The sequence below is a fragment of the Burkholderia sp. 9120 genome (assembly GCF_000745015.1).
GTDB lineage: Bacteria > Pseudomonadota > Gammaproteobacteria > Burkholderiales > Burkholderiaceae > Paraburkholderia.
Map to the genome: position 1 here is coordinate 4,619,734 of NZ_JQNA01000002.1, position 23,703 is coordinate 4,643,436.

Sequence of the window (23,703 nt, forward strand, 5' to 3'; positions counted from 1 at the left end):
GTCGGCCCGCCATCCGCCGTTATGACGGCAATCCCCGGCGATACAAGCGGGTCGGTTGCGTTACGATTCAAGGCTAGCGGCCATGAGCCCTATTTCTACTGGTACGTCACCGTGTGGGCCGCGATCTCCTTGCTCGTCTACATACGCACACCGGAAACCCGCTTTCGAAAGGTAGTTGCAAGAACATGAAGCCAATTGAGCATCGCGCCAGCCGTCCGCGCGTCGTACGCGCCTTCGTATCCCGCACGCAGTCGATGAGGATCGCGCAATGACCGCAGGCGGCGCACGCAATTCGCACATCGGCTGGCTGCCGTATATCGTCGCGGCGACCTTCTTCATGGAGTATCTCGACACCACGGTGATCGCCACCGCTCTGCCGCAGATGGCGCGCTCGTTCGGCGTCGGTCCCAACAGCCTCAGTCTCGGCATGACGGCCTACATGCTGGCGCTGGCGATCTTTATCCCGGTGAGCGGCTGGGTCGCCGATCGCTGCGGTTCGCGCACGGTATTCTTCAGCGCGATCGGCGTGTTCACGGTGGCTTCGGTGTTGTGCGGGCTGTCGCAGAACGTCACGGAATTCACCGCGGCGCGTCTGCTGCAAGGCATCGGCGGCGCGATGATGGTGCCGGTGGGCCGTCTGATCGTGGTCCGCAGCACCGAAAAAAGCCGCATGATGCAGGCGATTTCCACCATCACGTGGCCGGCCATCGCCGCGCCGGTGATCGGACCGCCGGTCGGCGGTTTCATCACGACCTACGCGTCGTGGCGCTGGATCTTTCTGCTCAACGTGCCGTTCGGCATCGCGGTCATGGCGGTGGCGCTCGCGTTGGTACCGAACCTGCGCGGCACGGAGCGCAAGCCGCTCGACGTGGTCGGCCTGCTGCTCAGCGGCACGACGCTCACCGCGATTCTGTACGGCGCGGAACTGGCGAGCCAGCCCGGCGAGAACCCATGGGTCGCCGGCGCGGTGGTGCTGTTCGGCTTGTTGATGGGCATCGTGGCGTTCCAGCATGCGAAGCGTCATCCGCATCCGCTGATCGACGTGTCCACGCTGAAGATTCCGACTTTTTCCGTGACGGTGGTGACCGGCTCGTTCACGCGGATCGGTATCGGCGCGGTGCCGTATCTGATGCCGCTGCTGTTCCAGGTCGGCTTCGGGTTGTCCGCGTTCAAGTCGGGGCTGTTGCTGCTCGCGAGCGCGCTCGGCAATCTCGGCATGAAGGCGCTGACCACGCGCATTCTGCAGCGCTACGGCTTCCGCATGGTGTCGATCGTCGATGTGACGGTGGCGGGCCTGTTCATCGTCGCCTGCGGGCTGCTGACGCCGAACGTGCCGCTCGCGCTGGTGCTGATCGTCGTGTTCGTCTACGGCGTGGCGCGCTCCATGCAATTCTCCACGCTCGCCACCCTCGCCTACGCCGACGTCGCGCAACCGCAGATGAGCGCGGCCAGCACGCTGTGGAGCGCCGCGGCGCAGATGACGATCGGTCTGGGTATCGCGTTCGGCGCGGTGTCGCTGCGCGCGGCGGCGTTCTTCAACGGCGAGACGACGGGCCGCGTGTTTACGCTCGACGATTTCCGCCTGGCGTTTCTGTTCGCCGGTGTGCTGACGCTGGTGTCCGTGATCGGCTACTGGGGTCTGCCGCATAATGCGGGACAAAGCATTGGCGGCGGCTCGCGCGGCACGGAAGATCCCGCGAAAAGTTGACGGCGAACGCGTGACACGTCACGGCGTGAGACCGCGACCTGAGACAGTGACCTGATACGGCGGTGCGCGAAATGCAGCACCGCCGTATTCTTTTGAGGCATCGACAAACCGGAGGAGACACGCGGTGCAAGCCAGCGATTTGACCATCTCGAGCAACAAGGCCGATCTCGACATCGAGATGATTTACACCTTCCTGACGCAACACACCCCGTGGGCCAAGGGCATGCCGCGCGACACCTTCGAGCGCGCCGTGGCGGGGTCGCTATGTTTCGGCGGCTATCTCGACGGCAAGCAGATCGCGTTCGTGCGTCTCGTCACGGACGAAGCCACTTTCGCGTACCTGTGCGACGTTTTCGTGTTGCCGGACTATCGCGGCAAGGGCGTCGCGTCCGCGTTGCTGAAGCACGTTTTCGCGAGTCCCTCGCTCACCGGTTTGCGACGCATCGTGCTGGTCACGAGCGACGCACATCACGTGTACGCGCCGCATGGTTTCACCGGGCTGGCGAATCCGGAGCGTTATATGGAATTGCATAACCCGGCTATCTACGAGACAGACTGAGCACCATCGGACCGCTGTCATCGCCGTGCCACGTTCGCCCGGTACTTTGCTGCGACAACAGAAAAACGGTCCCCACCCAATGTCCCAGCTTTTCGAGCGCGACTGCCGCAACCATGCCCTTTTCGGCGGGCACCTTGTTTAAGGCCGCCTCCGCGAGCGCGCTGCTCAACGCTTTCCTCTGCGCGATGCAAATTGCCATCGGCGTGATGGCGCATTCGGACGGACTGTTTGCCGACGGCATCCACACGCTGAGCGATCTGGCCGCCGACAGCGTCGTGCTGGTCGTGCTCTACCTCACCACGCGACAGCGCGGCACCGCCCCGCGCGCCGCCGGCAACGGCATCGAGCAGGCGCTGGCGTCGCTCTTCATCGCCGCCGTGCTGTGCGTCACGGCGATCGAAATGTTGTGGAACAGCATCGCGCAGACCTCGACGCTGACCGACAGCACCGCCATGCATATCGGCGCGCTCGCCATCAGCGGCTTCGTCACGATCGCCAAAGAAACGCTGTTTCGCTACATGCGCGCCGAAGCCCGCCGCACCGGTTCGGCAATGCTACTGGCGAGCGCCTATCACGCTCGCGTGGATGCGGTGTCGGCGCTGGTCGCGACGTTGGGACTGGCCGGCAGTCTGGCCGGCGTACCGGTGCTCGACCACGTGGCCGGCGCCGCGATCGGCCTGATGATTCTGCGGATGGGTTACACGAGCGGACGCACCGCGTTGAAGCAACTGCTCGCCGGCTCGACCGACGCCGCCACCATCACGGTGGGCCAGACGGTCGAATAGCGAGTCAAATAACGCCGCGTCGAATAGCGCGGCGTCAGCCGTAGGCGCGTTCGCGCATCCACTTCGTCATGATCCATTTGTCGCCGCCAAGCACGGGCGAGCCGCCGTGCAAGGTCAGCGGATCGAGCTGACGCTGGCCGTTCATATAGCGGAAATACACCGCGCCGCCCTGGTTCGCCGCGACCGATAAACCCGCTTCCGGGAAGATCGTTTCGCCGCCGTCGGGCACATCGTTCAGATAGATCACCAAGGTCGAGACGCGCTGGCCGCCCTGCGCGGTATGCACGGCGCTGCCGGGTTGATCGGGTGGGAAGTAGTCGAAATGCGGACGGTATTCGCCGGTCACGCCGTAATGCAGAATCTGCAGCCCTTCGCCGTTTTCGACCGGCCAGTTCATCAGGCTGGAGATGCGGCGGTCCATCTTCTCGATGAACGCGTCCTCGCCGCGCTGATACCAGATGCCCTCGCTTGTGCGGTTGCGGATCACGTCCTCCTTACCGGTGTCCGGATTGACGATCGTGGAACGTTTCAGCCGATGCCGCGAACGCTCGATCATCTCCTCGCATTCTTCGGGCGACAGCACGTCGGCGAACACGATCACTTGCGGCCGTTCGCAGCGCATCAGCACGCGCACGTCGCGGTCATGGGCGCGGATCACGTTGCCGGCGGCGACCGGCGACTCGTCGTAGTGATACGTGCGCGGCGCGGTTTTGGCGAGCACGGCTTCGGTCGCGGCGAGCGACGCCGCTCCGGCGTCCTGCGCTTCCTGGCCGAACGCTTTGTGGACGGCCGAGCGCGCGGCGTCGGCGGCGAAACCGGCCTGCACCATCGAGTCGATCATCGAATCCACGCTGCAGCCGCGCGCCACATTGCTGCTGAGCCACTCTTCCCAGGCGGAATCCACTACTGGCATGACATCCCCTCGTTTCGTCGGCGTGACGAAATACTATCAACTCGCCGGCACATGGCAAGCGGCGGGAGGGATGGGCGACGGCGGGCGGTCAGCCCTGCAACTGTCGGCCGCGATAAAGCGCCAGGCCTTTTTTCGCTTGTGCGCGGATGGCGCGCTTCACCAGCGGCGACCAGCCGAGCAGCATCCCCTTGACGCCCAACGCCTGACGCGACCAGAGCCACACATCGAAACTGTCGCGATGCTCGACGATAAGGCCGTCGCGAAACACGAAACGCGCGTCGATCCGGTTGACCACCTCGCGGCCCGTTTGGCTGAACAGGTAGCGGGCGACCCAGTGGGCGCGGCCGTTACGCTCGTCCGAGTCGACGTTGTCGAAGCTCAGCGAGAAGTTCTGCGCACGCGCCACCAGCATGCGCCACATGTCACGCGCTTCGTCGCCGCGCAATTCGCCGAACACGGGATCGCTGAAGACCACGTCGTCGGCATAGCAGGCGGCCATGGCTTCAGCGTCGCGCTGCTGGAACGCCGTGTAAAACCGCTCGATCAATGCGTTGTGGGTTTGGCTCATTTTTTTTCGTATTGTGCGTTGCCGGGATTAGCGAAGAAACCTGGGTCCGGAAGTGCCGCGCGGTCATTCGGGCGCGAGCACGCAGCACACAATATCGGAAAACCGCGCGGGCTGGATAGCCTGGCCGCGCTCTAGCCGTTCGACATCACCCCACGTACCCGCGCCGCTTCGGCGCGGCCGCCCAGCAGCCAGACGCCGGCAGCGATCGCCGCAGCGGCGAGCCCGGCCAAGCCCAGCGCGGCGGCAAAGCCGCTGGCAAAGCTCGCATGCGCGGCCGACATCAGCGTCTGCCGCAGCGCCGACGACATAGGCGCGGTCGCTTGCGCCGTGTCGCCTGACAGCACGTGGGACAGGAAACCGGCGTCGAGCGCGGCTTTGACTTCGGGCGTGAGCGGCGTATTGGCGATGAAAGCCGTGTGGGTGCGGGCCGCGAGCACCGCGCCGAGCACGCCGACCGAGGTCACGATCGCGGTGAAACGCGTGGTCGTGCTGATGCCGGACGCCATGCCGGTGCGGTCCGGCGGCACGCACGCCATGATCGCTTTCTGGGTATCGCCGTTCAGAATGCCGGCGCCCAATCCCGTCACGATCATGCCGAGCGCGACCAGCGCATAGCGCTCGTCGCCGGCCACCAGCGCCGTCAGCAGATTGCCCAGCGCGATCAGCAGCAAACCGGCCGACAGCAGCGCCATCGCCGAAAAGCGCCTGCCGAGCGCCGCGCCGATGTACGGCCCGACCACCATCGCCAGCGCGAACGGCAGCATGCCGACGCCCGCCGCCACCGCCGACAACCCGAACGCGTTCTGCAGATACAGCGGCAGGAACGTCATCATGACCTGCGCGCAGGCGGCGTAACCGAACATCGCGAGCACGGCGGCGACGAAACGCGGCTGGCGGAACAGCGCGAGATCGACCATGGCGTGCGTCCGCGCGCGTTGCAACTGGACGAACCAGCCGAGCAGCAGCGCGCCGCCCGCGAGCCTGGCGGCCGTGGGCCAGCTCGCGAGGCCGTCGGCGGGCACTTCGATCAAGGCCCAGATGCCGAGCGACAACGCCAGCCCGAACAGGACGCCGCCGGCGACGTCGAGTGGACCGCGCTGCGGATTGCGCGATTCGACGATCGTGCGCGACGCGCACCACGCCAGCACCGCGCACACCGGCAGATTCAGCAGAAAGATCCAGCGCCAGCCGAGCCACTGCGTGATGACGCCGCCGACCAGCGGCGCGATGGTGGTCGCCAGTCCCATGCAAGTGCCCCACACCGCCCATGCGCGCACCCGCGCCGGGCCTTCGTGGAAGGTGTTCGCGATCACCGCGAGCGCCGCGGTCAGCAGCATCGCGGCGCCCACGCCTTTAACCGCGCGCGCGACGTTCAGGAACAGCGCGGACGGCGCCGCCCCGCAACCGAGCGACGCCAGAAAGAACACCGCGAGGCCGAGCAACAGCATCTTCTTGCGACCGACGCGGTCGGCCAGACCGCCCGCGGGCAGCAGACACGAGGCGAACGCGACCATGTAGGCGCTGACGACCCATTCGACGTCGGCGAAACTCGCGTGGAACGAACGCGCGATTGATGGCAGCGAGACGGCGACGACGTTGGTGTCGAGCACGATCAGCGCGCAGGTCGCGGAGGCGGTGGCGAGGATGAACGCGGGGTTGGGGGCCGGCTTGGGCGTGGGCGTTGTGGCGTGAGCAGAGTCAGGTGGCATGGGCGCGGTGTCTAACTAACGAGGAGCGGAGTCACCTCATCGTAGCGACGCTGGTATTTCCTGTCATTGGCATAGAATCGCAAAATAATTAGCCTCAGATGAAATACAGACACCCATGCGCCAGCTCGAACTCCGTCATATCCATGCCTTCGTTTGCGTCGCGAAACAACTGCATTTCTCGCGTGCCGCCGACGAACTGGGCATCGCCGCGCCGTCGCTGACCAAGCTGATTCAGGAAGCCGAACGCCTGCTCGGCGTGTGCCTCTTTCATCGCACCAAACGCTCGGTGGCGCTCAGCGCCGCCGGCAGCGCTTACCTCGCCGAAGCGCTCACCGCGCTCGACCACCTCGCCCGTGGCGAAGAGCGCGCGCTGCTCGCCGAGCGCGGAGAACTGGGGCGGATCGAACTCGGCTATGTGGCGTCGGCGGTTTATGCGGGCGTGCTGCAACGGTCAGTCGGCGGCTTTCGCGACACGCATCCGGGCGTCGACATTTCGATTCGCGAGGTGCCGATGGACGCCGTCGCCGCCATGCTGCACGACGGTCTGCTCGACGCCGCCTATGTTCGTCCGCCGATGCCGCTTGCCGACGGCATTCAGGCCGCCACCGTGCATCACGATCGCTTCGTGCTGGCCATCCCCGCGGATTCCCCGCTGGCCGCGTCGGAAAGCGTCAAACCCGCGCAACTGCACGACCAGTGGTTCGTGCTGCCGGAACAGGAGGCGCCCACCTTCGAAGTGGCGCGGCGCGGGCGCTTCTCACCTCGCCTCGGGCCCCGGCCCGGCACGCTCGCGTCGGTGCTGGCCTGCGTATCGCTGGGCGGCAAGGTCGCAGTGGTGCCGCAGACGCTGGCCGAATGCGTCGCGTTGCCCGGTGTCGTGTACCGCGACATCGCCGGTAAAGCGATCGCGTCGGAGATCGCGATTGCCTACCGGAAGTATGAAAAAACGGCGGCGGTGAAAGCATTTCTGGACTTCGCGCGCAAGGGATAGAGGTAGCGCAACCAGGCCACAAGCCAGGCATCACCCCAGGACAAACCCAAACCGAACGCTCGTTTGGATCAACACCCTGGCGGCCTTTCGTTATATCCTGTCGAATATCACGGTCGGCTTTATGCCGCGTGGCGGCTGGTCCTCCAGCCTTGTCCATCGCCTCGCCGACCCTTGAAGCCCAACCAGCCAGCAGGAGCCTTTAGCGGTGCGCAGCCGATCCACTCCGTCCGACCCGGCAAGTAGCCGCCAACGCTTTGCGAACGAGATTTCGTCGACGATCGTCGCGGTGAAATCGGCGTCCGAGCGCGGCCGCGCCGAATCGATCCGCGACGTCGTGGATGCTTACCGGCGCCTGTACGGCAGCGTGCAGCGCTTCGTGCTGATGCTGACCCACGACCAGTTCAACTTCGCGTCGGTCGGCACGTCGGGCTCGCATTCGCTGAACCAGTTGCTGTCGATTCTCGCCGAACGGGCCCGGGCGGCGGGATTCGCGCGTCTGCACGACCTGAAGGCGACGATCGAGGAAGCCCGGTCGGCCGAACAGTTGCGCGACGCGATTTTCTCGGATGCGTTCAGCAACGATCTGGCCGCATTGCGCAACGTCGTGGCGCAGCTTGAACGGCTCGATACCGTTTTTATCGGCCTGTGCGTCGGGCATGTTCTCGAGCAGCACGGGCCTGTCACGACTAACTTTGCATCGAGCGCCGGCACGCGCGCCACGGGCCGCCGCAGCCGCGCCGCTACGGCGGTTCAGCGCGATGCGCACGCCGAACCCAGCCTCGTCGGCTCCAACGACTGATTCGACCGTAACGAACATGAACGCTCCCTTTCGCTTACCGCTATATCTTCGCGAATACACCGTCGCTTCGGCGTGCGCGGAAAACCTGCCGCGCGCGTGTCACGTTCACGTCGAGCAAGACTGACCCCGAACCGGATTCGAGGACCTCATGCACACGCCCCCGTTTCGCCTCGCCCAGCCCTCGCGTCTGAAACTGTCCGGCGACGATCTTGCCAACGCCGGCATGCATGCCGCCGCCGACGCATGCTGCACGCCGGGCAACGCGCCGCAGTCCCGGCCGGGCGCCCAACGGCGCGCGCGCCTCGCCGAACTCGACGGTCATCTGCATTGCTCGATCATCGGCACCTGTCTGAGCACGCAGGAACTGCGCAAGCTGGTCCCCAAATTCACGAACCTCGATCGCCGCGACGCCAGCGACCTCGAGATCCATCACGCCGCGGTGGAACTGGCGATTGAAGGCGGTGCCTGCGCCAAGGCGCTGCACAAGTCGCTCGACGAACACTATGCGGCGGCGATCCGCCGCTTCGACCAGGCCAGCGACGACATCGAGTTGCTGAAACTGTGGGACGAGGCGTTGAAAAACGGCGACATTCCGCCGGCGTACTGGGCGTTGATGACGCATCGGCACGCAACCCTGCCCGCACGCCAGAAAGCATTCGGCGACCTGCACATGTTGTCGCATCTGGTCGGCGCGGCGAACCGTGCGGATATTCGCCGGCTGGTCGCGCTGGAAGAAGAAAACGCCGCGCTGAAAGAGAAAATCGAGCGCCAGCAGAGCCGGCTGAACGAATTGGGCGCACAGCGCGATGCCTCGATCGCCGCGTTGAACGAGCAGATCGCGCAACTCAGCGCGAGCGTCGCCCGTCAGATTTCCGCCGACGCCGCCGATCTCGCCGCCGAAGCGCAGCACTTACGCGAACGGCTGAGCGACGCCGATCAGCGCGTGGCCTTGCACACCAGCCGCCGCGAAGTCGCCGAGCAACGCGTGCTGCAGGAACAGGACGCCGCACAGGCGCTGCGCAGGAGCCACGACCAGGCGCTCGCGCTACTCAAACTGGTGCAAAGCGAATGCGACGCGCTGGAACGCGCAACCGTCGACGCCGCCGATGCTACGCATGGCGCCGGCGCGCGCCGGGCGAGTCTCGACAGCGTGCAAGGCAAGCGGATCGTTTATGTGGGCGGCAGGCCCGGCTCGAACGCCGCGCTAAAGCGTCTGGTGGACGCGGCTGGCGGCGAACTGCTGGTGCATGACGGCGGCCTGGAAGATCGCAAGGGGCTGCTTGCGGCCGCTTTGCCGGGCGCGGATATCGTAGTGTTTCCGGTGGACTGCATCGATCATGATTCGATGAACACGCTCAAACGCGTCTGCGAGCGTCATCAGATCGACTATCACCCGTTGCGCACGGCGAGCGTGGCGAGCTTCGTGGAGTTGATGGCGCGGCTGCATCCTGAGCAGGTTGCGCAACTGGGCAACCCGCCGCCTTCGGCGTTTTGCTTGCGGCATGGTTGAGGGCAGAGTTTGGACGGGCGGAGGTCCGCCGTTCGCGCACCCTCAGCTCACGAACGAATCAACCGCGTCAACTCGGCAATCTGCTTTGCGCAGCTTCGCTCCGCTTCCACTTCGACGTCCCGATACAAACGGATGATCGTCTCGCCGACCGGCGTCAGCGTGCAGCCGCCGCCGCTTTGGCCGCCCTGCTCCGAATGCGTGGCAGGCGATTTCAGCGAGCGGTTCAGTTCGTCGATGAGCAGCCACGCACGCCGGTACGACATGTCGAGACTGCGCGCCGCCGCCGAGATCGAACCGAACTCGCGCACGGCTTCGAGCAGTTCGACTTTGCCCGGTCCGAGCGCCACGGTGTCTCCGGTACGGATACGCATTCTGAAGCGCACTTCGGGGCGCACCTTAGCGGATTTTTTCGCGGATGCTGGTTTGGTTTTTGCAATGTCGGCCATGCGCGAAAGCATACACGAACCGCCTCGCACTGCCACCCACGCGAGACGGTGCCTAACCGAGGTTTGGAAAGCAATGGCCGTAGTCTTCGCAGCCTGGGCAACCGGGCGCGGGGCCGGGCGTCAACCCCAACGAAAGCGCACGTTGTTCAGCGAGGAATTTCTTCCATCGCAGGTTCGCGACGTTGCGTTCGACCAGTGTCGGGAAGTAACGCGTCAGCATCCACGTGACGTCGTCGCGGCCGCGCAGGCCCAGGTCGCGCCACAGGTGATCCGGACGCAAACACGCATGCGCGATGATCGTCGCGAGGCAATCGGCGTCGGCCGGATCGACCGACGCGTCTGCGTGCGCGAGCAACAAAGTGTGAAGCGTGCGGACGAAGTCGATCTGGTCGATCGCATTGACCAGAGGCGGCGGCGCCGAGGCCGATGCGCGCGTGAAGTGTCTTGCCAGAAGCGCACGCCATGCCGGCTGGTGCAGACCGAGCAGCGCGAGTTCGCTGCGCGCGTCGCGCGCGGCGATCAGCCTGGCGAGGAGTTGCGTGTCGGGCGAGGCGGCGCTGGTGGCGACTGAAAGCCAGGCGGCCGTGCGTGCGGCGACGTGCGCGTCGAGCGAATCAGGTGCGGCAACACCAGCAAGCGGATTGTCAGACATGGCATCGACACGCGGAAGAAGAGCGGACCATGTTACGCCTGCAGCGTGCTACTGATCGCCCGCCTTCGCCCAGACAACTCAAACCACGCAAACCCGAAGCCAACCCCAAACCCAAACCTAAACCTAAACCGAAGCCGAAGCCGAAGCCGTCAAAACCTGCGCCTCGATCCGCGCAAGCCTCTTGACATGCCGCGGCGCCGGCAAGATATCCGAGCCCGAAAACAGAATCGGCGCGCCCTCCCCGGCATCCAGCGCGCGGCCGCCGCATTCGTAAGCCACCAGCACGGTCTCGCCAACCGGCGTGTTAAACAGCTCGTGCCACGAAAACGTCACGACATACCCGTCCTGCCCGACCGCGACAAACACCGTGCGCTTGAACTCGCCCGGCACCGCATCCGGCAAACCCGCCTCGTTGATCAGCGTCGTCAGACGCACGCCACGATACGGCTCGACGCTGCGAATAAAGCGGTTCGTCGTATAGCAGCGCAGATCGAACGGCGTGGCCAGCACGCTCTCGTACTGCCGCAGTTGCTCGATACTGAACCGTAGCGGACGCTGGAATCGTCCGGTCAAAACCAGCGCGCCGTCCACAGCCGGCGCGGCAATCACGTTCACACTATCCATTCGCGCTTATCTCCAGCATCGGCAGCCTGGCGGCTTGTTCATTCGTTATGTCCGTGTGTATATTACGCGGCGACGATGGCTTGCGCATAAAACCGCGCCGAAACTTCGTCGATGGGCACTATATCGCCGGGCATATCAGCCGACCGGCGGCAGCACCCTGACGCAAAACAACCAACAACAATGAACGGCGCACCGTCTTGCGCTGGCCCATGGCCAACGCACACGCTCGCCACTCCAGGAGATCTCATGCGCCTCGCTTCCACCCTGCACCGCAGCACCCGTCTCGCGCTCGTCACCGTCGGCCTGATCGCCGCGCTGGCCGGTTGCGGCGGCGACAACGTCACCGCCTCGCCGCAACGCTTCGCCGTGAGCGCCGCGCCGAACGGCATCGCGGTGCGCGCCGCCGACGGCACGGTTTTCATTACCGACGACCAGACCAGCAGCGTGCTCTCCTCACCCGACGCCCACGCGTTCGCGCATTACGCCAGCGTGCCGACCGTCACGGGCCAGGCGAACAGCCTGAGCCAGCTGAGCTTCGCCGACGCGGGCGCGCTGATGATCGAACGCTTCGGCTTCGGCACGGCAAGCGCGGTGTTCAGCATCACCGGCGCCGATACGATCGCGGCGCTGACCGGTCCCGATCCGACGCGCCGCCGCCTCGGCCTGATTTCGATCGGCTCGAACCGTCTGCTGTCCACCTGGTTCATCAAGAGCGGCAGCAATCCGCCGCAAGGCGCGTTAAGCCTGATCACCTACGATCCGAACGTCCACACCGCGGTTGAACGCGATCTGCTGACGGGACTCGGCAAGCCGGTCGGCATCGCCGTGTCGGGCGACAACGTGTACGTCTCGGACCAGGCGAATAACGACATCGTCAAAACCAGCCTCAGCGCGTTGCTCGCCAGTTCGCAAGCGGTGGCGGCCAGCGGCGCGTTCGTGCAGATCAACAGCCCTGACCTGATGAGCGTCGACGCGCGCGGCACGCTGTACACCAAGTGCAACACCACAGGCCTGTGCCGGATCGCGCCGGACGGCACGATGAGCGTGCTTGCAAACGACTTTCAGGATGCTCGCGGCCTCGCCGTGGACGCGCCACGCGGCCTGCTGTACGCGATCGACCGCGCGACCGCCAGCGGCGGCACCAGCTACGTCCGCACTTTTCCGCTGAACTGACGTTGCGCTGGATGACGCCATCCGTGCAACACGACACGATGGCGTCGTAATATAGCGCTCTTAATAACGTATCGGGGTTATCGCATGATTCGCAAGCTGCTCGCTTCTCTCGTCGCTCCACTCGTCGTGGTCACCGGCATCGTGACGGCCGCGCCCGCCTTCGCCGACGACAGCAACACGGTCAACGTGCTGTACGCCGGTTCGCTCGTCAATCTGATGGAGCGCAGCATCGGCCCCGCGTTCGAGAAAGCCACCGGCCAGCAGTTCCGCGGCTATGCGGCGGGCTCGAACAAGATCGCCAACGAAATCAAGGGCAAGCTGCGTCGCGGCGACGTCTTCATCAGCGCGAGCCCGAAGGTGAACGCGAGCCTGATGGGCGAAGCGAACGGCGATCACGTCACGTGGTACGTGAATTTCGCCGAATCGCCGCTGATGATCGGCTACAACCCGCAGAGCAAGTTCGCGGCGCAGTTCAAGAGCAAGCGTTGGGACCAGGTGCTGCAGGAGCCGGGCATCCGCATTGGCCGGACCGATCCGAAGCTCGATCCGAAGGGCGCGTTCACCGTCGAGATGGTGACGAAGGCCGCCGAGCTCTACCATCAGCCGGACCTAGTCGAGAAGACGCTCGGCGCGGCGGAAAATCCCGCCCAGGTTTTGCCTGAGGAAACGCTGGTGGGCCGCCTGCAATCGGGCCAGCTCGACGCCGGCTTTTTCTATTCGACCGAGACGTCCGACCTGAAGATTCCGGCGATCCGTCCGGCGCCCGAATTGCAGGCCAAGGCCAGCTACACGCTGACCATTCTCAATGACGCGCCGAACCGTAACGGCGCGAGCAGCTTCGTCGACTTCCTGCTGAGCGAGAAAGGCCGTGCGCTGCTCAAGCAACGTGGCGTGGACGTCGTCAAACCGACCGTGAGCGGCAATGTGCAAGCCATGCCGCCTTCGGTGCAAGCCGTGATCGACGCCAACGCGCCGTAACGCGGTGAGCCGTTCTAGCGCGCGGCCGCTGCTGTGGCTGGCGGCGCTGCTGGCCGTCTATCTGTGCGCGCCGTTTATCGCGAGCGTGCCGCAGCTTGGCGCGGCCGATTGGGCGAACGTCGACTGGGCGGCCACGTGGTCGGCGGTCGGCGTGTCGGCGGCGAGCGCCAGCGTGGCATCGCTCGTGATTTTGCTGGGCGGCGTGCCGCTCGGCTATTTTCTGGCGCGTTCGAACGCACGCAAGGTGGCGCTGCTCGGCTTCGTCGTGCAGTTGCCGCTGGCGCTGCCGCCGCTCACCAGCGGCGTGTTGCTGCTGTTTCTGCTGGGGCCGTATAGCTTCGTCGGCCGCTTCACCGGCGGCATGCTGACGGACTCGTTCACCGGCATCGTGCTGGCGGAAACCTTCGTCGCGGCGCCCTTCCTGATCATCGCCGCGAAATCCGCGTTCGCCGCCGTCGATCCGGTCCTCGACGACGTCGCCGCGACGCTGGGTCATCGCGCCGGCAGCCGTTTCTTCCGTGTCATGTTGCCGGTCGCGTGGCCGGCCATCCGCGCCGGGCTCGCGCTCGCATGGCTGCGCGCGTTCGGCGAATTCGGCGCGACCGTGATGGTCGCCTATCACCCGTATTCGTTGCCGGTCTACACGTACGTGGTGTTCGGCGGCCAGGGGCTGCCCGCGATGATGCCGTTGCTGCTGCCCACGCTGGCCATCGCGATTCTGTGCGCGGCCTTGTCGATTTACAGCCTTCGGCAAAAAGCGGCGTTGGAACAAACCGAAAATGGCGACGACGCGCTCGATCCCATCGCCGGGCAGGCGACGGCGAGTCGTGGCGAGGCTGAAGACCGGCGCCTCGCGTTTCATCTGCGGCGCCAACTCGGCGCGTTCGATCTCGACATTGCGTGGACACCCGCCACGCGCCGACTCGCCATCATCGGGCCATCGGGTTCGGGGAAATCGCTCGCGTTGCGACTGATCGCGGGACTCGACACCAACGCAACGAGCACCGTGCAACTCGGCGAGAAACAGCTACACACGCTGCCGCCCGAGCGTCGTCAGATCGGCTACATGCCGCAAGACTACGGCCTGTTTCCGCACATGAGCGTGGCGCGGCAACTGAGCTTTCCCGTCGATGCCGACGCCGCGAGCGCGCGTTACTGGCTGGAGCATCTGGGTCTCGCGCAACTGGTCGCGCGTTTGCCGCATCAGTTGTCGTTCGGCCAGCGCCAACGGGTTGCGCTGGCGCGAGCGCTGACGCGGCATAGCGAACTACTGCTGTTCGACGAACCGTTCGCCGCGCTGGACACGCCACGGCGGCGCCGTCTGCAGCAATCGTTGCGCGCGTTGCAGCGCGAGATCGCCGCGGTGACGATCATCGTCACGCATGATCCGGACGAAGCCGCGTTGCTGGCCGATGAAGTGCTAGTGGTCGAACAGGGGCGCGTGCTGCAATCCGGTTTTATCGATGCCGTGTTCGAACGGCCGGCCTCGATGCGGGTAGCCGGCCTGCTCGGTTTGCACAATGTCGGCGAAGGCATGATGACGGGTCCCGCGCAGGTCGAAATCGCGCCGGGCTTCTCGCTGACGATCGGCACAGTCGCAAGCGAACAGGATCTGCAAACGGGACAACACGTGATGTGGCGCGTCTCGTCGCACGCGGTGACGATTTCACCGGACGGTGAGCATAACGGCGTGGTCGAGTCGGTCGAGTTGCGACGCGGCGAGCGCTATCTCCGCGTGAATCTCGGCGGCGTTCATTTCGACCTGGCCAGCGAAGATGCGCAACTGCGCGAAGGCGCGCCCTGCCGGATCGACGTGCGGGCGGCAGGCGTGACGGTTTGGCTGCCAGGCGCCGCCGATTGATTAGCCTTCGTGCGCGTGAGCGCGGTTGCGAATGTCGGTGAGCGAGACGTCGATCAGCAGCTTGCCGGAATCGAATACCGTCACCAGCGCGTCGTCCCACTCGCTTTCAACCGTGCGCTCGTCCCACTCGACCGGCAGCGTCGTCGTTCGATACTCGCCGGTGTGGCGATTTCGCAGCAGCGTGAGGCGGCCTTTCATCGAGCGCTTGCCGGCATCCGTGACCGGATCCTTGAGCACGTCGTGCCATTCGTCGCCGAGGCGGATCGCCGAGCACTTCATCGCGAAGCGCTGGGTGTCGCGATTGATCTGCTGCAACAACGCGCCACCCATGCCGAACACGATGTTGTCCGCCGCGAAACCGGCTTCGTCCATCGCCGCAAGAATTGCCGCGATGGATTCCGGATTCACGCCGTCGCCCTGAATCACGCGTACGTTGTTGAGCACGCGCCTGCCCTTGCCGTTCAGTGTCGAACCGAACGACGTGTCGAGCGCGCGCAAGGTTTGCAACACGATAGTCTGCGGATCGCCGGAGTCCGGCCGGATCACCAGCATACCGCCGGAATCGAGCACTGCCTGCTTCAACTCCGTGCCCCACACGTCGAGCGCGGCGAACAGATCGTAGGAATCGGACACCACCGAAACGATCGCGCCCGGCTTGCCGAACTGCGCGAGCATGTTGCGGAACGCGTCGGTTTCCCGCTCGCGCCCCCATGACGTGATCGTGCTGTGCTCCGCCGCCGGCACCGAAAACGCCGCCATGGTTTCGTTGTAATAGTGGTTCGCCGCGACCACGCCCAGCACCGTATCCGAGCCCATGAAACTGACCAGATGCGCCGCGCCGCCAATCGCCGCCGACTCCGCGCTCGACACGCCGCGCGCGCCGAAATCGTGCAGCTTGAACGGCAATTGCGTGAGGTCGTCGCTGCTCTGTTCCAGCGCGCCGCGAATCGTCTGGCGCACATGCCAGCTTTGCGTTGCCACCGTGATCGGATACCAGACGCGCAGCAGCATGGTCTCCAGATACGAGGCCAGCCAGAACACCCGCGGATCGTCGCATTCCACCGTGACCAGCACGTTGTGAGTCGGCACGACCGATCCTTCCGGCACCGCGCGAATCCGCACCGGCAGATAGCCGCCGAACTGCTCGACGATATAGCGCCAGCCGGCTTCGTTGAACGGCTCGCCGTGCGCGGTGAAGAACGCCTTGGCCTGATCGATCATCGCCGGGGTGATGGGCCGGCACAGATACTCCTTGATCAGCATCTGCAAGCCGAAGAACAGCGTGCGCCCATAGCGTCCGCCGCGCGACTCGATGTACGAGAACATCGCCGACGCTTCGGGCGGATATTGCAGGTAATGCGAGGCCTTGTACGAATCCGTGTTGAGGATCGGATTCGACAGGATCGACGCGATGTCGTTGAGACCGTGGCTAACGTTGTGCATGGACGATGCGGCGCCCGAAGGCGCTCTCGAGAGTGATCGGGCGGGTGGTGGTCTTTTTACCATACACCGCCGCGACACCTCGTACGGAATCGCTGGGAGCCCTCGCTACGACAACGCCGCTCAATGCCCCGGCTTCAACTGCGGCGGAATACTCGGCCGGCTCGAAAACAACCGCCCAAGCACCCCCTTGCGACGCTCGACGAGCGGCGGCCACAGCATGTCGGCCAGCAACCGGATGCCTTGCGCCAGCGCACTATCGCGCGCCGACGTCACCACTGGAACGCCACGACTCAGCGCCTCGTTGGTCAACTGTTCGTCGCGCGGAAGCTGATGCGCGACCTTCGCGCCGAGCGTTTTTTCGAGGGTCGGCAGATTGATCTGCGCGTTCTTGTCGTACTGGTTCACGACCACCCGCACCTTGCTCGCCGGATAACCCAGCTCGCGGAAAATATCGAGCATGCGGCGTCCGCCATGCAGGTACAGCGGATTTTGCCGCACCACCATGCAGATCGAGTCGCTGCGATTGAGCGCATGGATCGTCAGCGGATTGAGACTTTGGCCGACGTCGATCAGCACCGCGTCGTAACGCTCGCGCACCAGCAGAAGAATCCGCTCCAGTTGCGAGGGCAACAATTCGGCCGCTTTCAACGGATCGCCGGCGCCCGCCAGCACGTCGAGATTCGCATGCACGTGCATCAGGCAGGATTCGAGCAGGGCCGCGTCCAGCCGGCCGATCTGCGAACACAGATCGGCGAGCGTGGTAGGCGGCGGTTTATCGGCGAGCAGCAGGCTCGCGTCGGCGAATTGCTGGCTCAGGTCGATCAGCAGCACGCGCCGGTTGCGCGCGGCGGCCAGCGAATAGGCGAGATTCACGGCAATCAGCGTCGTGCCGCTGCCGCCCTTGGACGACGCGAGCGAAACGATCCGTCCGGCACGGCGGCTGCGGGCGGTCTTGCGGGCATGAATCTGGGCGAGCGCGCCGGTGATCTCGCCGGTTTCGAGCGGCCATGCGAACACATGCCGTACGCCCACCCGCATCGCCGCGCCGAGCAGCGCGGTCGACGGCTCCGGCGTTACCAGCATGCAATGCAGCGCCGGCGTGCAGGCCAGCGCCTCTTCCACGCCGTCCAGCTCGCGGGCATTCAGATCGATGTCGTCGACGATCAGCAGGTCCGCGCTCCGGAAGGCGCGTACGTGCGTCAGCAATTGCCGCGCGGTGCCGTAAATAATCCGCAGCCGATGCGGCACGGAGCTTTCTTCAAGGCGCGCGGCAATCTGCGACGCGCGTTGCGCGCTGGAGGAAATCAGCAAAATGTCGATCATGTCGAGTCTCCGCCGTTCTTGGGCCGTTCGGCCGGCGAGGCCGTGTCGATCACGATCGACGTTCGGTTCGGGTTTATTCTTCGTCGGCGTCGGATGGATAGACGTCCGTGCCACGTTCTTCGTGCCGCTCCGGTCGCACCGGCATGTCGTAGAGCGCTTCGCGCAACGCGTCGCGCTGAATTTCCGCCTGCGCCCGGCGCTTGATCTGGTCCGCGATCACGAGCGTCAACAGATCGGGCGGCGGCGCGGCGAACAGCGCACGCGGCGCGTCCTGCAGCCGCCGCCATGACAAGGCGTCGGCCCGTCCGTTGATTCCACGATCGAGCCGCGCTGCGGCGACCGGCTTGCTAGTCTGTGTTTTCATGACAACCCCCGAGTGATGATCCACTTCACGACTGCTGCTTCGCGACTGCTGGTTGATCTTCACCAAGAGCCGTGTCCGCCACCACGCGAACACGGCGCCCAGCTCACCTCGTACTGTGGTCTCTCTATGGAGACTCGGGCCCTGGCTCCCCGCTTCGTCGCGCCGACTGATCCTGACCGTGCGCTGCTTTCCCCGTCGCTACTTCCTTGCGTCGCTGGTTCGCCGACTGCGCGAACTCGGTACGTGTCGTCGTTGCCTGCGCTTCGATTCCGTCATCCCGGACGGAAAAAGTGGCGAGGTCAACGCGTCACGTTGTCCGGTCAGCGAATGACCGATACCCCGTACCGGTCATTCGCGCCGTTTTTTTGACATCCGCTTCTTTTGGCCCCGCCGTACCCTCGTAAGTCACATTCGATTCCACTGCCGTGCTTACGAAGTCTGTGTTTGCCGCCGGTCTCTTGTGGACTCTGCTTCCCCGTTGCGAACCGGGCGGCAACGCATTCTTTCTGTATGAGTCATCTATTGCAATGGCTATGCCATGTGCCCTCAAACCCCGATGGCATCGTGTTTTTTGCTGCATTGCACCGTATTACCCCCACCTGAGCGCATGGGTTGATTCGGATTCGAGACGCGCCGCAACCGGCCACCGACCGCTCCGGAAAGCGGGTCCGGCGGCCAGTCTTACCGACCGTCCACAGGGACGCCTTTGCAGCCAAGGGATTACGCCGGGTGCCGGTCAAATGTGCCGGTGCTTCGGGGCATGAAAGGGCACCAAGCGGCATAAAGCGACGCGTCTCACGGCTTGCCCAAGTTGTCGCAAGCTTGAGACGCGACGCATGACCTACGTCGCGTGTGTTTCAGGATGACGAAATGGCGGAATACACCGGTATGTGGGATTCCCCGCATTGCCGGGATTGACCGATGATTTTTGAACGGCCAGCGCGGCGCGCGCCGTGTGGGTGAGGCTCTGAATCCAGATTTGTTTGTATGGCGCTCCCAGGCGGTTTCGCTTATGGTTAAGCCATGCGCCACCTAGAGCGCTGGTATCAGGCCAACGAGGTAACAAACGGTTGTCGTTCGGGGATGAAAACGTCTGGCGGGTTTCAGCAGTGAACTGCTGCTCTGCCATCTGTCCGATATGTAGCACCTCGCGGCTCGCGCCGCCTGTTCATGCCCCCGCCGTTGCCGCCATCGTGAATCCGTCATCGCCCGGTTACTCGGTTAGAGAAACCGCAAGCGGCGGCGAAACGCAGGTCGAGTTCGTGAAAACGAACCGGCTGGCTCAGTTGGCCGAAGACCGGTGCGTGTTGCCGGTCTGTCCAGTACGTTGAACTGCAGTCCTGAGAGCAGCATCGAACCGGGGGAAACATGACTACCAATTGCACGCCTGTCGACACTGAACGCACCGTTCTGTACGTGTCCACTACGCCGGATCACAAGCTCGCGGATTTCCTCGCGGCGTCCGGCTGGCAAGCTGTGCATGCTAAAAGCACGGCGATCGCCGAACGGCTGATCGAGCGCGGCAACATCAAGGTCGGGCTCGTCGAGCTGCCCGGCGACTGCACGTCGCAGCATCTGTCCGCACTGGCCTCGTGCATGCGGCGCGTCGAAACCAATTGGGTCGCCCAGATTGCGCCGGGGCAGGCGGAAAACGAACTGGTCAGCCGCTTCATCCTCGACTATTGCTTCGATTTCGTGACCCGGCCGTGGCTGAACGACCGGCTCGTGTTCGCGCTCGGCCATGCGCACGGCCTCTCCAGCCTGCGGCAAACCCAGGTCGCCCCCGAGCCGTCGCTCGGCCGGCACGGCATGGTCGGACAATGTGAAGCAATGCAGCAGTTGTACCGGCGCATCGACAAATGCGGCGTGACCGACGCCCCGGTCTTCGTGGCCGGCGAATCGGGCACCGGCAAGGAACTGACTGCCCGGGCCATTCATGAGCGCTCGCCTCGCGTGGGCCGCGCGTTCGTCGCGATCAATTGCGCGGCGATTCCGCCGAGCCTGCTGCAGGCCGAACTGTTCGGCCACGAGCGCGGCGCGTTCACCGGCGCCTTGCAGCGCAAGATCGGCCGGATCGAAGGCGCGCACGAAGGCACCCTGTTTCTCGACGAAATCGGCGACATGCCGCATGAATGCCAGGCGGTGCTGTTGCGCTTCCTGCAGGAAGGCACGATTGAGCGGCTGGGCGGCAATGGTCCGATTCATGTCGACGTGCGGGTCATTTCGGCGACCCACGTGGATCTCGACAAAGCAGTCGAAGACGGCCGTTTCCGCTCCGACCTGTATCACCGCTTATGCGTGCTGCGTCTGATCGAACCGCCGTTACGCGAGCGCGGCGGCGACATCAAGCTGCTCGCCAATTACGCGCTCAGCATGTACAAGCAGGACGGCGCGCGCAAACTGCGCGGGCTCTCCAGCGACGCGATCGTCGCGATGTCGAACTATCCGTGGCCGGGCAACGTGCGCGAGCTGATCAATTGCGTGCGCCGCGCGGTCGTGATGAGCGAAGGCCGCTTTATCACGGCCAGCGATCTCGGCCTGCCGGAAGCGGACAACGGCCCGGCGGTGACGCTCGCCGAAATCCGCAGCAAGGCCGAGAAAGACGCGATCGAACATGCGCTGCAGCGGCATGGCTACAAGCTGTCGGAAGCGGCGGCCGAACTCGGCATTTCGCGGGCCACGCTGTATCGGCTGATGCATGCGAACCGGCTGCATCAGGAACCGGCGGCCGGGCGTGCGTCGGGTGCGAGCGGTGCGGATGCCGACGACGAGGCCGAGCGGCAGGCAAGTTCGATGGTTTGAGTGCGGGCGGGCCGTGAAGGCCCGCTTTTTTTGATTGACGGCTGCCGTGTGCTTGCCGTCTCGTCTGCTTGTCATTCGCGCCTTTCGGATGCCCGCCGCCGTTGCTATGCTGAAAGCCGTTCATCCCACCCGGAGCGGACTTGGCTGATCAGCAGATTCCGGCGCTCGAGCGCCGTCCCTCCTCCACGCTTCCCGCGCAAGCCAGTCCGTGCGACGCGCTGACCATCCGCGCGCAGTCGCTCAGCGCCGGCTCGCCCTGCCGACGTAAGAAACTCGCGCTGGCCGCGACCATCCTCGGCTCCAGCATGGCGTTCATCGATGGTTCCGTGGTCAACGTCGCGTTACCGTCGATCCAGACCGAACTGGGCGCGAGCGTGGCGGCGATTCAATGGGTCGTCGATGCGTATCTGCTGTTTCTCGGCGCGCTGGTGCTGGTGGGCGGTTCGCTCGGCGACAAGCTCGGCCGGCGCACCGTGTTTATCGCCGGCATCGTGCTGTTCACGCTGGCGTCGATCGGTTGCGGCCTCGCGCCTGGCGCCGCCGCGCTGATCGCGGCGCGCGCCGTGCAAGGCGTCGGCGCGGCGCTGCTGGTGCCGAGCAGCCTGGCGATCATCGGCACGGTGTTCGACGACCGCGAACGCGGTCAGGCGATCGGCACGTGGGCGGGCGTCGGCGCGATCACGTCGGCGCTTGGACCGGTCTCGGGCGGCTGGCTGGTGGACGCGTTTTCGTGGCGGGCGATCTTTTTTCTCAACGTGCCGATTGCCTGCGCGACGGTTGCGTTGGCGGTGATCGCCGTGCCGGACAGCCGACTGGACGATGTCGCCGCGGAGGAACCGGCGGGCAGCGGAGCGCGGGTTCAACCCTCCACGCCAGTGAAACTCGACTGGCTGGGCGCGGCCACCGCGACCGTCGGGCTTGCCGCGCTGACGTATGGCCTGACGCTCGCGTCGGCGCACGGTTTCGGCGACCGCTGGGTGCTGGCCGCGATAGTCGGCGGCTTGCTGGTAATGGGCGCATTCATCGCGCTTGAAGCGAGAACGCCGAATCCGATGATGCCGCTCGACGTGTTCCGTTCACGCGATTTCGTCGGCGCCAACCTTGTCACGCTGCTGGTTTACTTCGGGCTCGGCGGCGCGCTGTTTTTCCTGCCGTTCACGCTGATCCGCGCTTATGGCTACAGCGCGACCCAGGCCGGCGCGGCATTGCTGCCGGTGCCGGTGACGATCGGCCTGTTGTCGCGCTTTACCGGCGGTCTGACGAGCCGCTATGGCGCGCGCGCCTTGTTGACCGCGGGTCCGGTGATCGCGGCGGCCGGCTTCGCGATGATTGCATTGCCGTGGGTGCGTGGCGAATACTGGCGTGGGTTTTTCCCCGCGCTGACGGTGCTTGGACTCGGCATGACGATCACCGTCGCACCGTTGACGACGACCGTGATGACCTCGGTCCCGGCGGCACGCACGGGCGTCGCGTCGGGGATCAACAACGCGGTGGCGCGGGTCGCGAGCTTGCTGGCAATCGCGGTGCTGGGGATCGTGTTCGTCTGGTCGCATGATGCGGCGCTCGATGCTCGGCTCGACGCGTTGCATGTGCCGCGAGCGGAGCGCGAGGCGGCCAGTCTTGCGCGCAGTGGTGGCGAGGCGGTCGATGGCGGCGATGAGCCGTCCGGGTCTGTGCCTGCGAAGGGCAACGCTTCTTCGGACTCAGGGCTGCAAGCGTCCGCGCCGGGCGCAGCTACGCAAGCGGCAATTGCTGCTGCGCAAGCCGACTCGCTAGGCGCCGCATTACGAGCCGTGGCACTGATGTCGGCGTTGTGCGCACTGATCGGCGCGGCACTGGCGGCGACGACCATCCAGCGCGCGGAGCGCAAGCCATAGCACGTCCGTGACACTGGCCTCGGCATAGTGCTCGTTGGCCGGCGCAACGCAGCGCCATAGCACTTACCAACCCGCCGCAAGCTCCCCGCTTCCGACACTTCACAACACCCTGAAACGTCCCCGCCCGCCGATCTCCATACTCACGTCATGGCAGTGCAAACGCCCTCACTCCACCGGGAGCTTCTCCATGACGATCACCTGCTTCATCCGTTACCAGATCGATCCGTTCCAACGCGACGCTTTCGACGACTACGCGCGCAACTGGGGCCGCATAATTCCGCGCTGCGGCGGTCATCTGGTCGGCTATTTCCTGCCGCACGAGGGCACCAACGACATCGCGTGGGGCTTGATCGCGTTCGACAGCCTCGCCGCCTACGAGACCTACCGCGCCAGGCTGCGCACCGATTCCGAAGCGCGCGACAATTTCCAGTTCGCGCAAACCCGGCGCTTCATTCTGCGTGAAGAGCGGACTTTCACCGAAGTCGTCGACGGCACGTTCGAGGTCGCGCCGCAGTAAAGACGACAACCGGCCAGGCGCGATATGCGGAGACGGCGCGCACCGTCCCGCATATCGCGCGCGCCCATCTGCGAACCAAAGCCCCCAGACCGCCGACCACC

The 23,703-nt window shown here is 65.1% G+C and carries 21 protein-coding genes; 12 read left to right on the forward strand and 9 right to left on the reverse strand.

Features of this window, described 5'->3' with window-relative positions:
• Positions 1–268 precede the first annotated feature (268 nt).
• The 3 genes from FA94_RS28755 (at position 269) to FA94_RS28765 (ending at position 3,052) form a co-directional block, all read left to right on the forward strand.
• Positions 269–1,708 (forward strand): MFS transporter, encoded by a 1,440-nt coding sequence (locus FA94_RS28755; RefSeq protein ID WP_035557748.1) that lies wholly within the window; start codon positions 269–271, stop codon positions 1,706–1,708.
• 124 nt (positions 1,709–1,832) lie between these two features.
• Positions 1,833–2,267, forward strand: coding sequence for a GNAT family N-acetyltransferase (locus tag FA94_RS28760; RefSeq protein ID WP_035557751.1), 435 nt, complete (start codon positions 1,833–1,835; stop codon positions 2,265–2,267).
• Between the two features lie 113 nt (positions 2,268–2,380).
• Positions 2,381–3,052, forward strand: a complete 672-nt coding sequence (locus FA94_RS28765; RefSeq protein WP_286166071.1) for a cation diffusion facilitator family transporter — start codon at positions 2,381–2,383, stop codon at positions 3,050–3,052.
• A gap of 34 nt (positions 3,053–3,086) precedes the next feature.
• On the opposite strand, the gene FA94_RS28770 is transcribed toward FA94_RS28765, so the two are convergent.
• From FA94_RS28770 to FA94_RS28780, 3 genes are all read right to left on the reverse strand, one after another.
• Complete coding sequence (locus FA94_RS28770; protein ID WP_035557754.1) at positions 3,087–3,965, reverse strand: 2OG-Fe(II) oxygenase; 879 nt, start codon at positions 3,963–3,965, stop codon at positions 3,087–3,089.
• 88 nt (positions 3,966–4,053) lie between these two features.
• Positions 4,054–4,533, reverse strand: a complete 480-nt coding sequence (locus FA94_RS28775; protein WP_035557757.1) for a nuclear transport factor 2 family protein — start codon at positions 4,531–4,533, stop codon at positions 4,054–4,056.
• Positions 4,534–4,664: 131 nt separating this feature from the next.
• On the reverse strand, positions 4,665–6,242 hold the full coding sequence (locus FA94_RS28780) for an MFS transporter (RefSeq protein WP_035557760.1): 1,578 nt from the start codon (positions 6,240–6,242) through the stop codon (positions 4,665–4,667).
• 115 nt (positions 6,243–6,357) lie between these two features.
• On the opposite strand from FA94_RS28780, the gene FA94_RS28785 reads away from it, so the two are divergent.
• From FA94_RS28785 to FA94_RS28795, 3 genes are all read left to right on the forward strand, one after another.
• Positions 6,358–7,233 carry a LysR family transcriptional regulator gene (locus tag FA94_RS28785; RefSeq protein ID WP_035557763.1) on the forward strand — a complete coding sequence of 292 codons (876 nt, stop codon included), beginning with the start codon at positions 6,358–6,360 and terminating at the stop codon, positions 7,231–7,233.
• Positions 7,234–7,438: 205 nt separating this feature from the next.
• Positions 7,439–8,032, forward strand: a complete 594-nt coding sequence (locus FA94_RS28790) for a hypothetical protein (protein WP_081936196.1) — start codon at positions 7,439–7,441, stop codon at positions 8,030–8,032.
• A 148-nt stretch (positions 8,033–8,180) separates the two neighbouring features.
• A complete protein-coding gene (locus FA94_RS28795) occupies positions 8,181–9,542 on the forward strand; it encodes a DUF2325 domain-containing protein (protein WP_035557766.1) in 1,362 nt (453 codons plus the stop codon).
• 47 nt (positions 9,543–9,589) lie between these two features.
• On the opposite strand, the gene FA94_RS28800 is transcribed toward FA94_RS28795, so the two are convergent.
• From FA94_RS28800 to FA94_RS28810, 3 genes are all read right to left on the reverse strand, one after another.
• Positions 9,590–9,988 carry a winged helix-turn-helix domain-containing protein gene (locus tag FA94_RS28800; RefSeq protein ID WP_197070307.1) on the reverse strand — a complete coding sequence of 133 codons (399 nt, stop codon included), beginning with the start codon at positions 9,986–9,988 and terminating at the stop codon, positions 9,590–9,592.
• A gap of 52 nt (positions 9,989–10,040) precedes the next feature.
• Complete coding sequence (locus FA94_RS28805) at positions 10,041–10,640, reverse strand: nitrogen fixation protein NifQ (RefSeq protein ID WP_081936197.1); 600 nt, start codon at positions 10,638–10,640, stop codon at positions 10,041–10,043.
• A gap of 123 nt (positions 10,641–10,763) precedes the next feature.
• Positions 10,764–11,264 (reverse strand): molybdopterin-dependent oxidoreductase, encoded by a 501-nt coding sequence (locus FA94_RS28810; RefSeq protein WP_051980843.1) that lies wholly within the window; start codon positions 11,262–11,264, stop codon positions 10,764–10,766.
• A 246-nt stretch (positions 11,265–11,510) separates the two neighbouring features.
• Here FA94_RS28810 and FA94_RS28815 point away from each other — a divergent pair, with 246 nt between their 5' ends.
• From FA94_RS28815 to FA94_RS28825, 3 genes are all read left to right on the forward strand, one after another.
• Positions 11,511–12,437 (forward strand): NHL repeat-containing protein, encoded by a 927-nt coding sequence (locus FA94_RS28815; protein ID WP_035557769.1) that lies wholly within the window; start codon positions 11,511–11,513, stop codon positions 12,435–12,437.
• 84 nt (positions 12,438–12,521) lie between these two features.
• On the forward strand, positions 12,522–13,415 hold the full coding sequence (locus tag FA94_RS28820) for an extracellular solute-binding protein (protein ID WP_035557771.1): 894 nt from the start codon (positions 12,522–12,524) through the stop codon (positions 13,413–13,415).
• A 4-nt stretch (positions 13,416–13,419) separates the two neighbouring features.
• Positions 13,420–15,276: an ABC transporter ATP-binding protein/permease gene (locus tag FA94_RS28825; RefSeq protein ID WP_035557774.1), complete on the forward strand. Its 1,857-nt coding sequence runs from the start codon at positions 13,420–13,422 to the stop codon at positions 15,274–15,276.
• Here the strand turns inward: FA94_RS28825 and FA94_RS28830 are convergent, their stop codons facing one another.
• The 3 genes from FA94_RS28830 to FA94_RS28840 form a co-directional block, all read right to left on the reverse strand.
• Entirely contained in the window at positions 15,277–16,719 is a 1,443-nt protein-coding gene (locus FA94_RS28830; protein ID WP_035557777.1) for a nicotinate phosphoribosyltransferase, read from the reverse strand.
• 120 nt (positions 16,720–16,839) lie between these two features.
• Complete coding sequence (locus tag FA94_RS28835; protein ID WP_035557780.1) at positions 16,840–18,042, reverse strand: CpaE/TadZ family protein; 1,203 nt, start codon at positions 18,040–18,042, stop codon at positions 16,840–16,842.
• A 73-nt stretch (positions 18,043–18,115) separates the two neighbouring features.
• A complete protein-coding gene (locus tag FA94_RS28840) occupies positions 18,116–18,406 on the reverse strand; it encodes a hypothetical protein (RefSeq protein ID WP_035563325.1) in 291 nt (96 codons plus the stop codon).
• Positions 18,407–19,774: 1,368 nt separating this feature from the next.
• Between FA94_RS28840 and FA94_RS28845 the strand changes: the two genes are divergently transcribed.
• From FA94_RS28845 to FA94_RS28855, 3 genes are all read left to right on the forward strand, one after another.
• On the forward strand, positions 19,775–21,208 hold the full coding sequence (locus FA94_RS28845; protein ID WP_035557782.1) for a sigma-54-dependent transcriptional regulator: 1,434 nt from the start codon (positions 19,775–19,777) through the stop codon (positions 21,206–21,208).
• A 140-nt stretch (positions 21,209–21,348) separates the two neighbouring features.
• The gene (locus tag FA94_RS28850) at positions 21,349–23,085 is read left to right on the forward strand and encodes an MFS transporter (RefSeq protein ID WP_051980845.1); all 1,737 of its coding nucleotides are present in this window, start codon (positions 21,349–21,351) and stop codon (positions 23,083–23,085) included.
• 187 nt (positions 23,086–23,272) lie between these two features.
• On the forward strand, positions 23,273–23,602 hold the full coding sequence (locus FA94_RS28855; protein ID WP_035557784.1) for an NIPSNAP family protein: 330 nt from the start codon (positions 23,273–23,275) through the stop codon (positions 23,600–23,602).
• The last annotated feature ends 101 nt before the right edge of the window (positions 23,603–23,703 follow it).

Coding starts and splice junctions, on each gene's coding strand:
- FA94_RS28755 (WP_035557748.1), top strand. CDS start 269: ATGACCGCAGGCGGCGCACGCAATTCGCACATCGGCTGGCTGCCGTAT.
- FA94_RS28765 (WP_286166071.1), top strand. CDS start 2,381: ATGCCCTTTTCGGCGGGCACCTTGTTTAAGGCCGCCTCCGCGAGCGCG.
- FA94_RS28770 (WP_035557754.1), bottom strand. CDS start 3,965: ATGCCAGTAGTGGATTCCGCCTGGGAAGAGTGGCTCAGCAGCAATGTG.
- FA94_RS28775 (WP_035557757.1), bottom strand. CDS start 4,533: ATGAGCCAAACCCACAACGCATTGATCGAGCGGTTTTACACGGCGTTC.
- FA94_RS28780 (WP_035557760.1), bottom strand. CDS start 6,242: ATGCCACCTGACTCTGCTCACGCCACAACGCCCACGCCCAAGCCGGCC.
- FA94_RS28785 (WP_035557763.1), top strand. CDS start 6,358: ATGCGCCAGCTCGAACTCCGTCATATCCATGCCTTCGTTTGCGTCGCG.
- FA94_RS28795 (WP_035557766.1), top strand. CDS start 8,181: ATGCACACGCCCCCGTTTCGCCTCGCCCAGCCCTCGCGTCTGAAACTG.
- FA94_RS28800 (WP_197070307.1), bottom strand. CDS start 9,988: ATGGCCGACATTGCAAAAACCAAACCAGCATCCGCGAAAAAATCCGCT.
- FA94_RS28805 (WP_081936197.1), bottom strand. CDS start 10,640: ATGTCTGACAATCCGCTTGCTGGTGTTGCCGCACCTGATTCGCTCGAC.
- FA94_RS28810 (WP_051980843.1), bottom strand. CDS start 11,264: ATGGATAGTGTGAACGTGATTGCCGCGCCGGCTGTGGACGGCGCGCTG.
- FA94_RS28815 (WP_035557769.1), top strand. CDS start 11,511: ATGCGCCTCGCTTCCACCCTGCACCGCAGCACCCGTCTCGCGCTCGTC.
- FA94_RS28820 (WP_035557771.1), top strand. CDS start 12,522: ATGATTCGCAAGCTGCTCGCTTCTCTCGTCGCTCCACTCGTCGTGGTC.
- FA94_RS28830 (WP_035557777.1), bottom strand. CDS start 16,719: ATGCACAACGTTAGCCACGGTCTCAACGACATCGCGTCGATCCTGTCG.
- FA94_RS28835 (WP_035557780.1), bottom strand. CDS start 18,042: ATGATCGACATTTTGCTGATTTCCTCCAGCGCGCAACGCGCGTCGCAG.
- FA94_RS28840 (WP_035563325.1), bottom strand. CDS start 18,406: ATGAAAACACAGACTAGCAAGCCGGTCGCCGCAGCGCGGCTCGATCGT.
- FA94_RS28845 (WP_035557782.1), top strand. CDS start 19,775: ATGACTACCAATTGCACGCCTGTCGACACTGAACGCACCGTTCTGTAC.
- FA94_RS28855 (WP_035557784.1), top strand. CDS start 23,273: ATGACGATCACCTGCTTCATCCGTTACCAGATCGATCCGTTCCAACGC.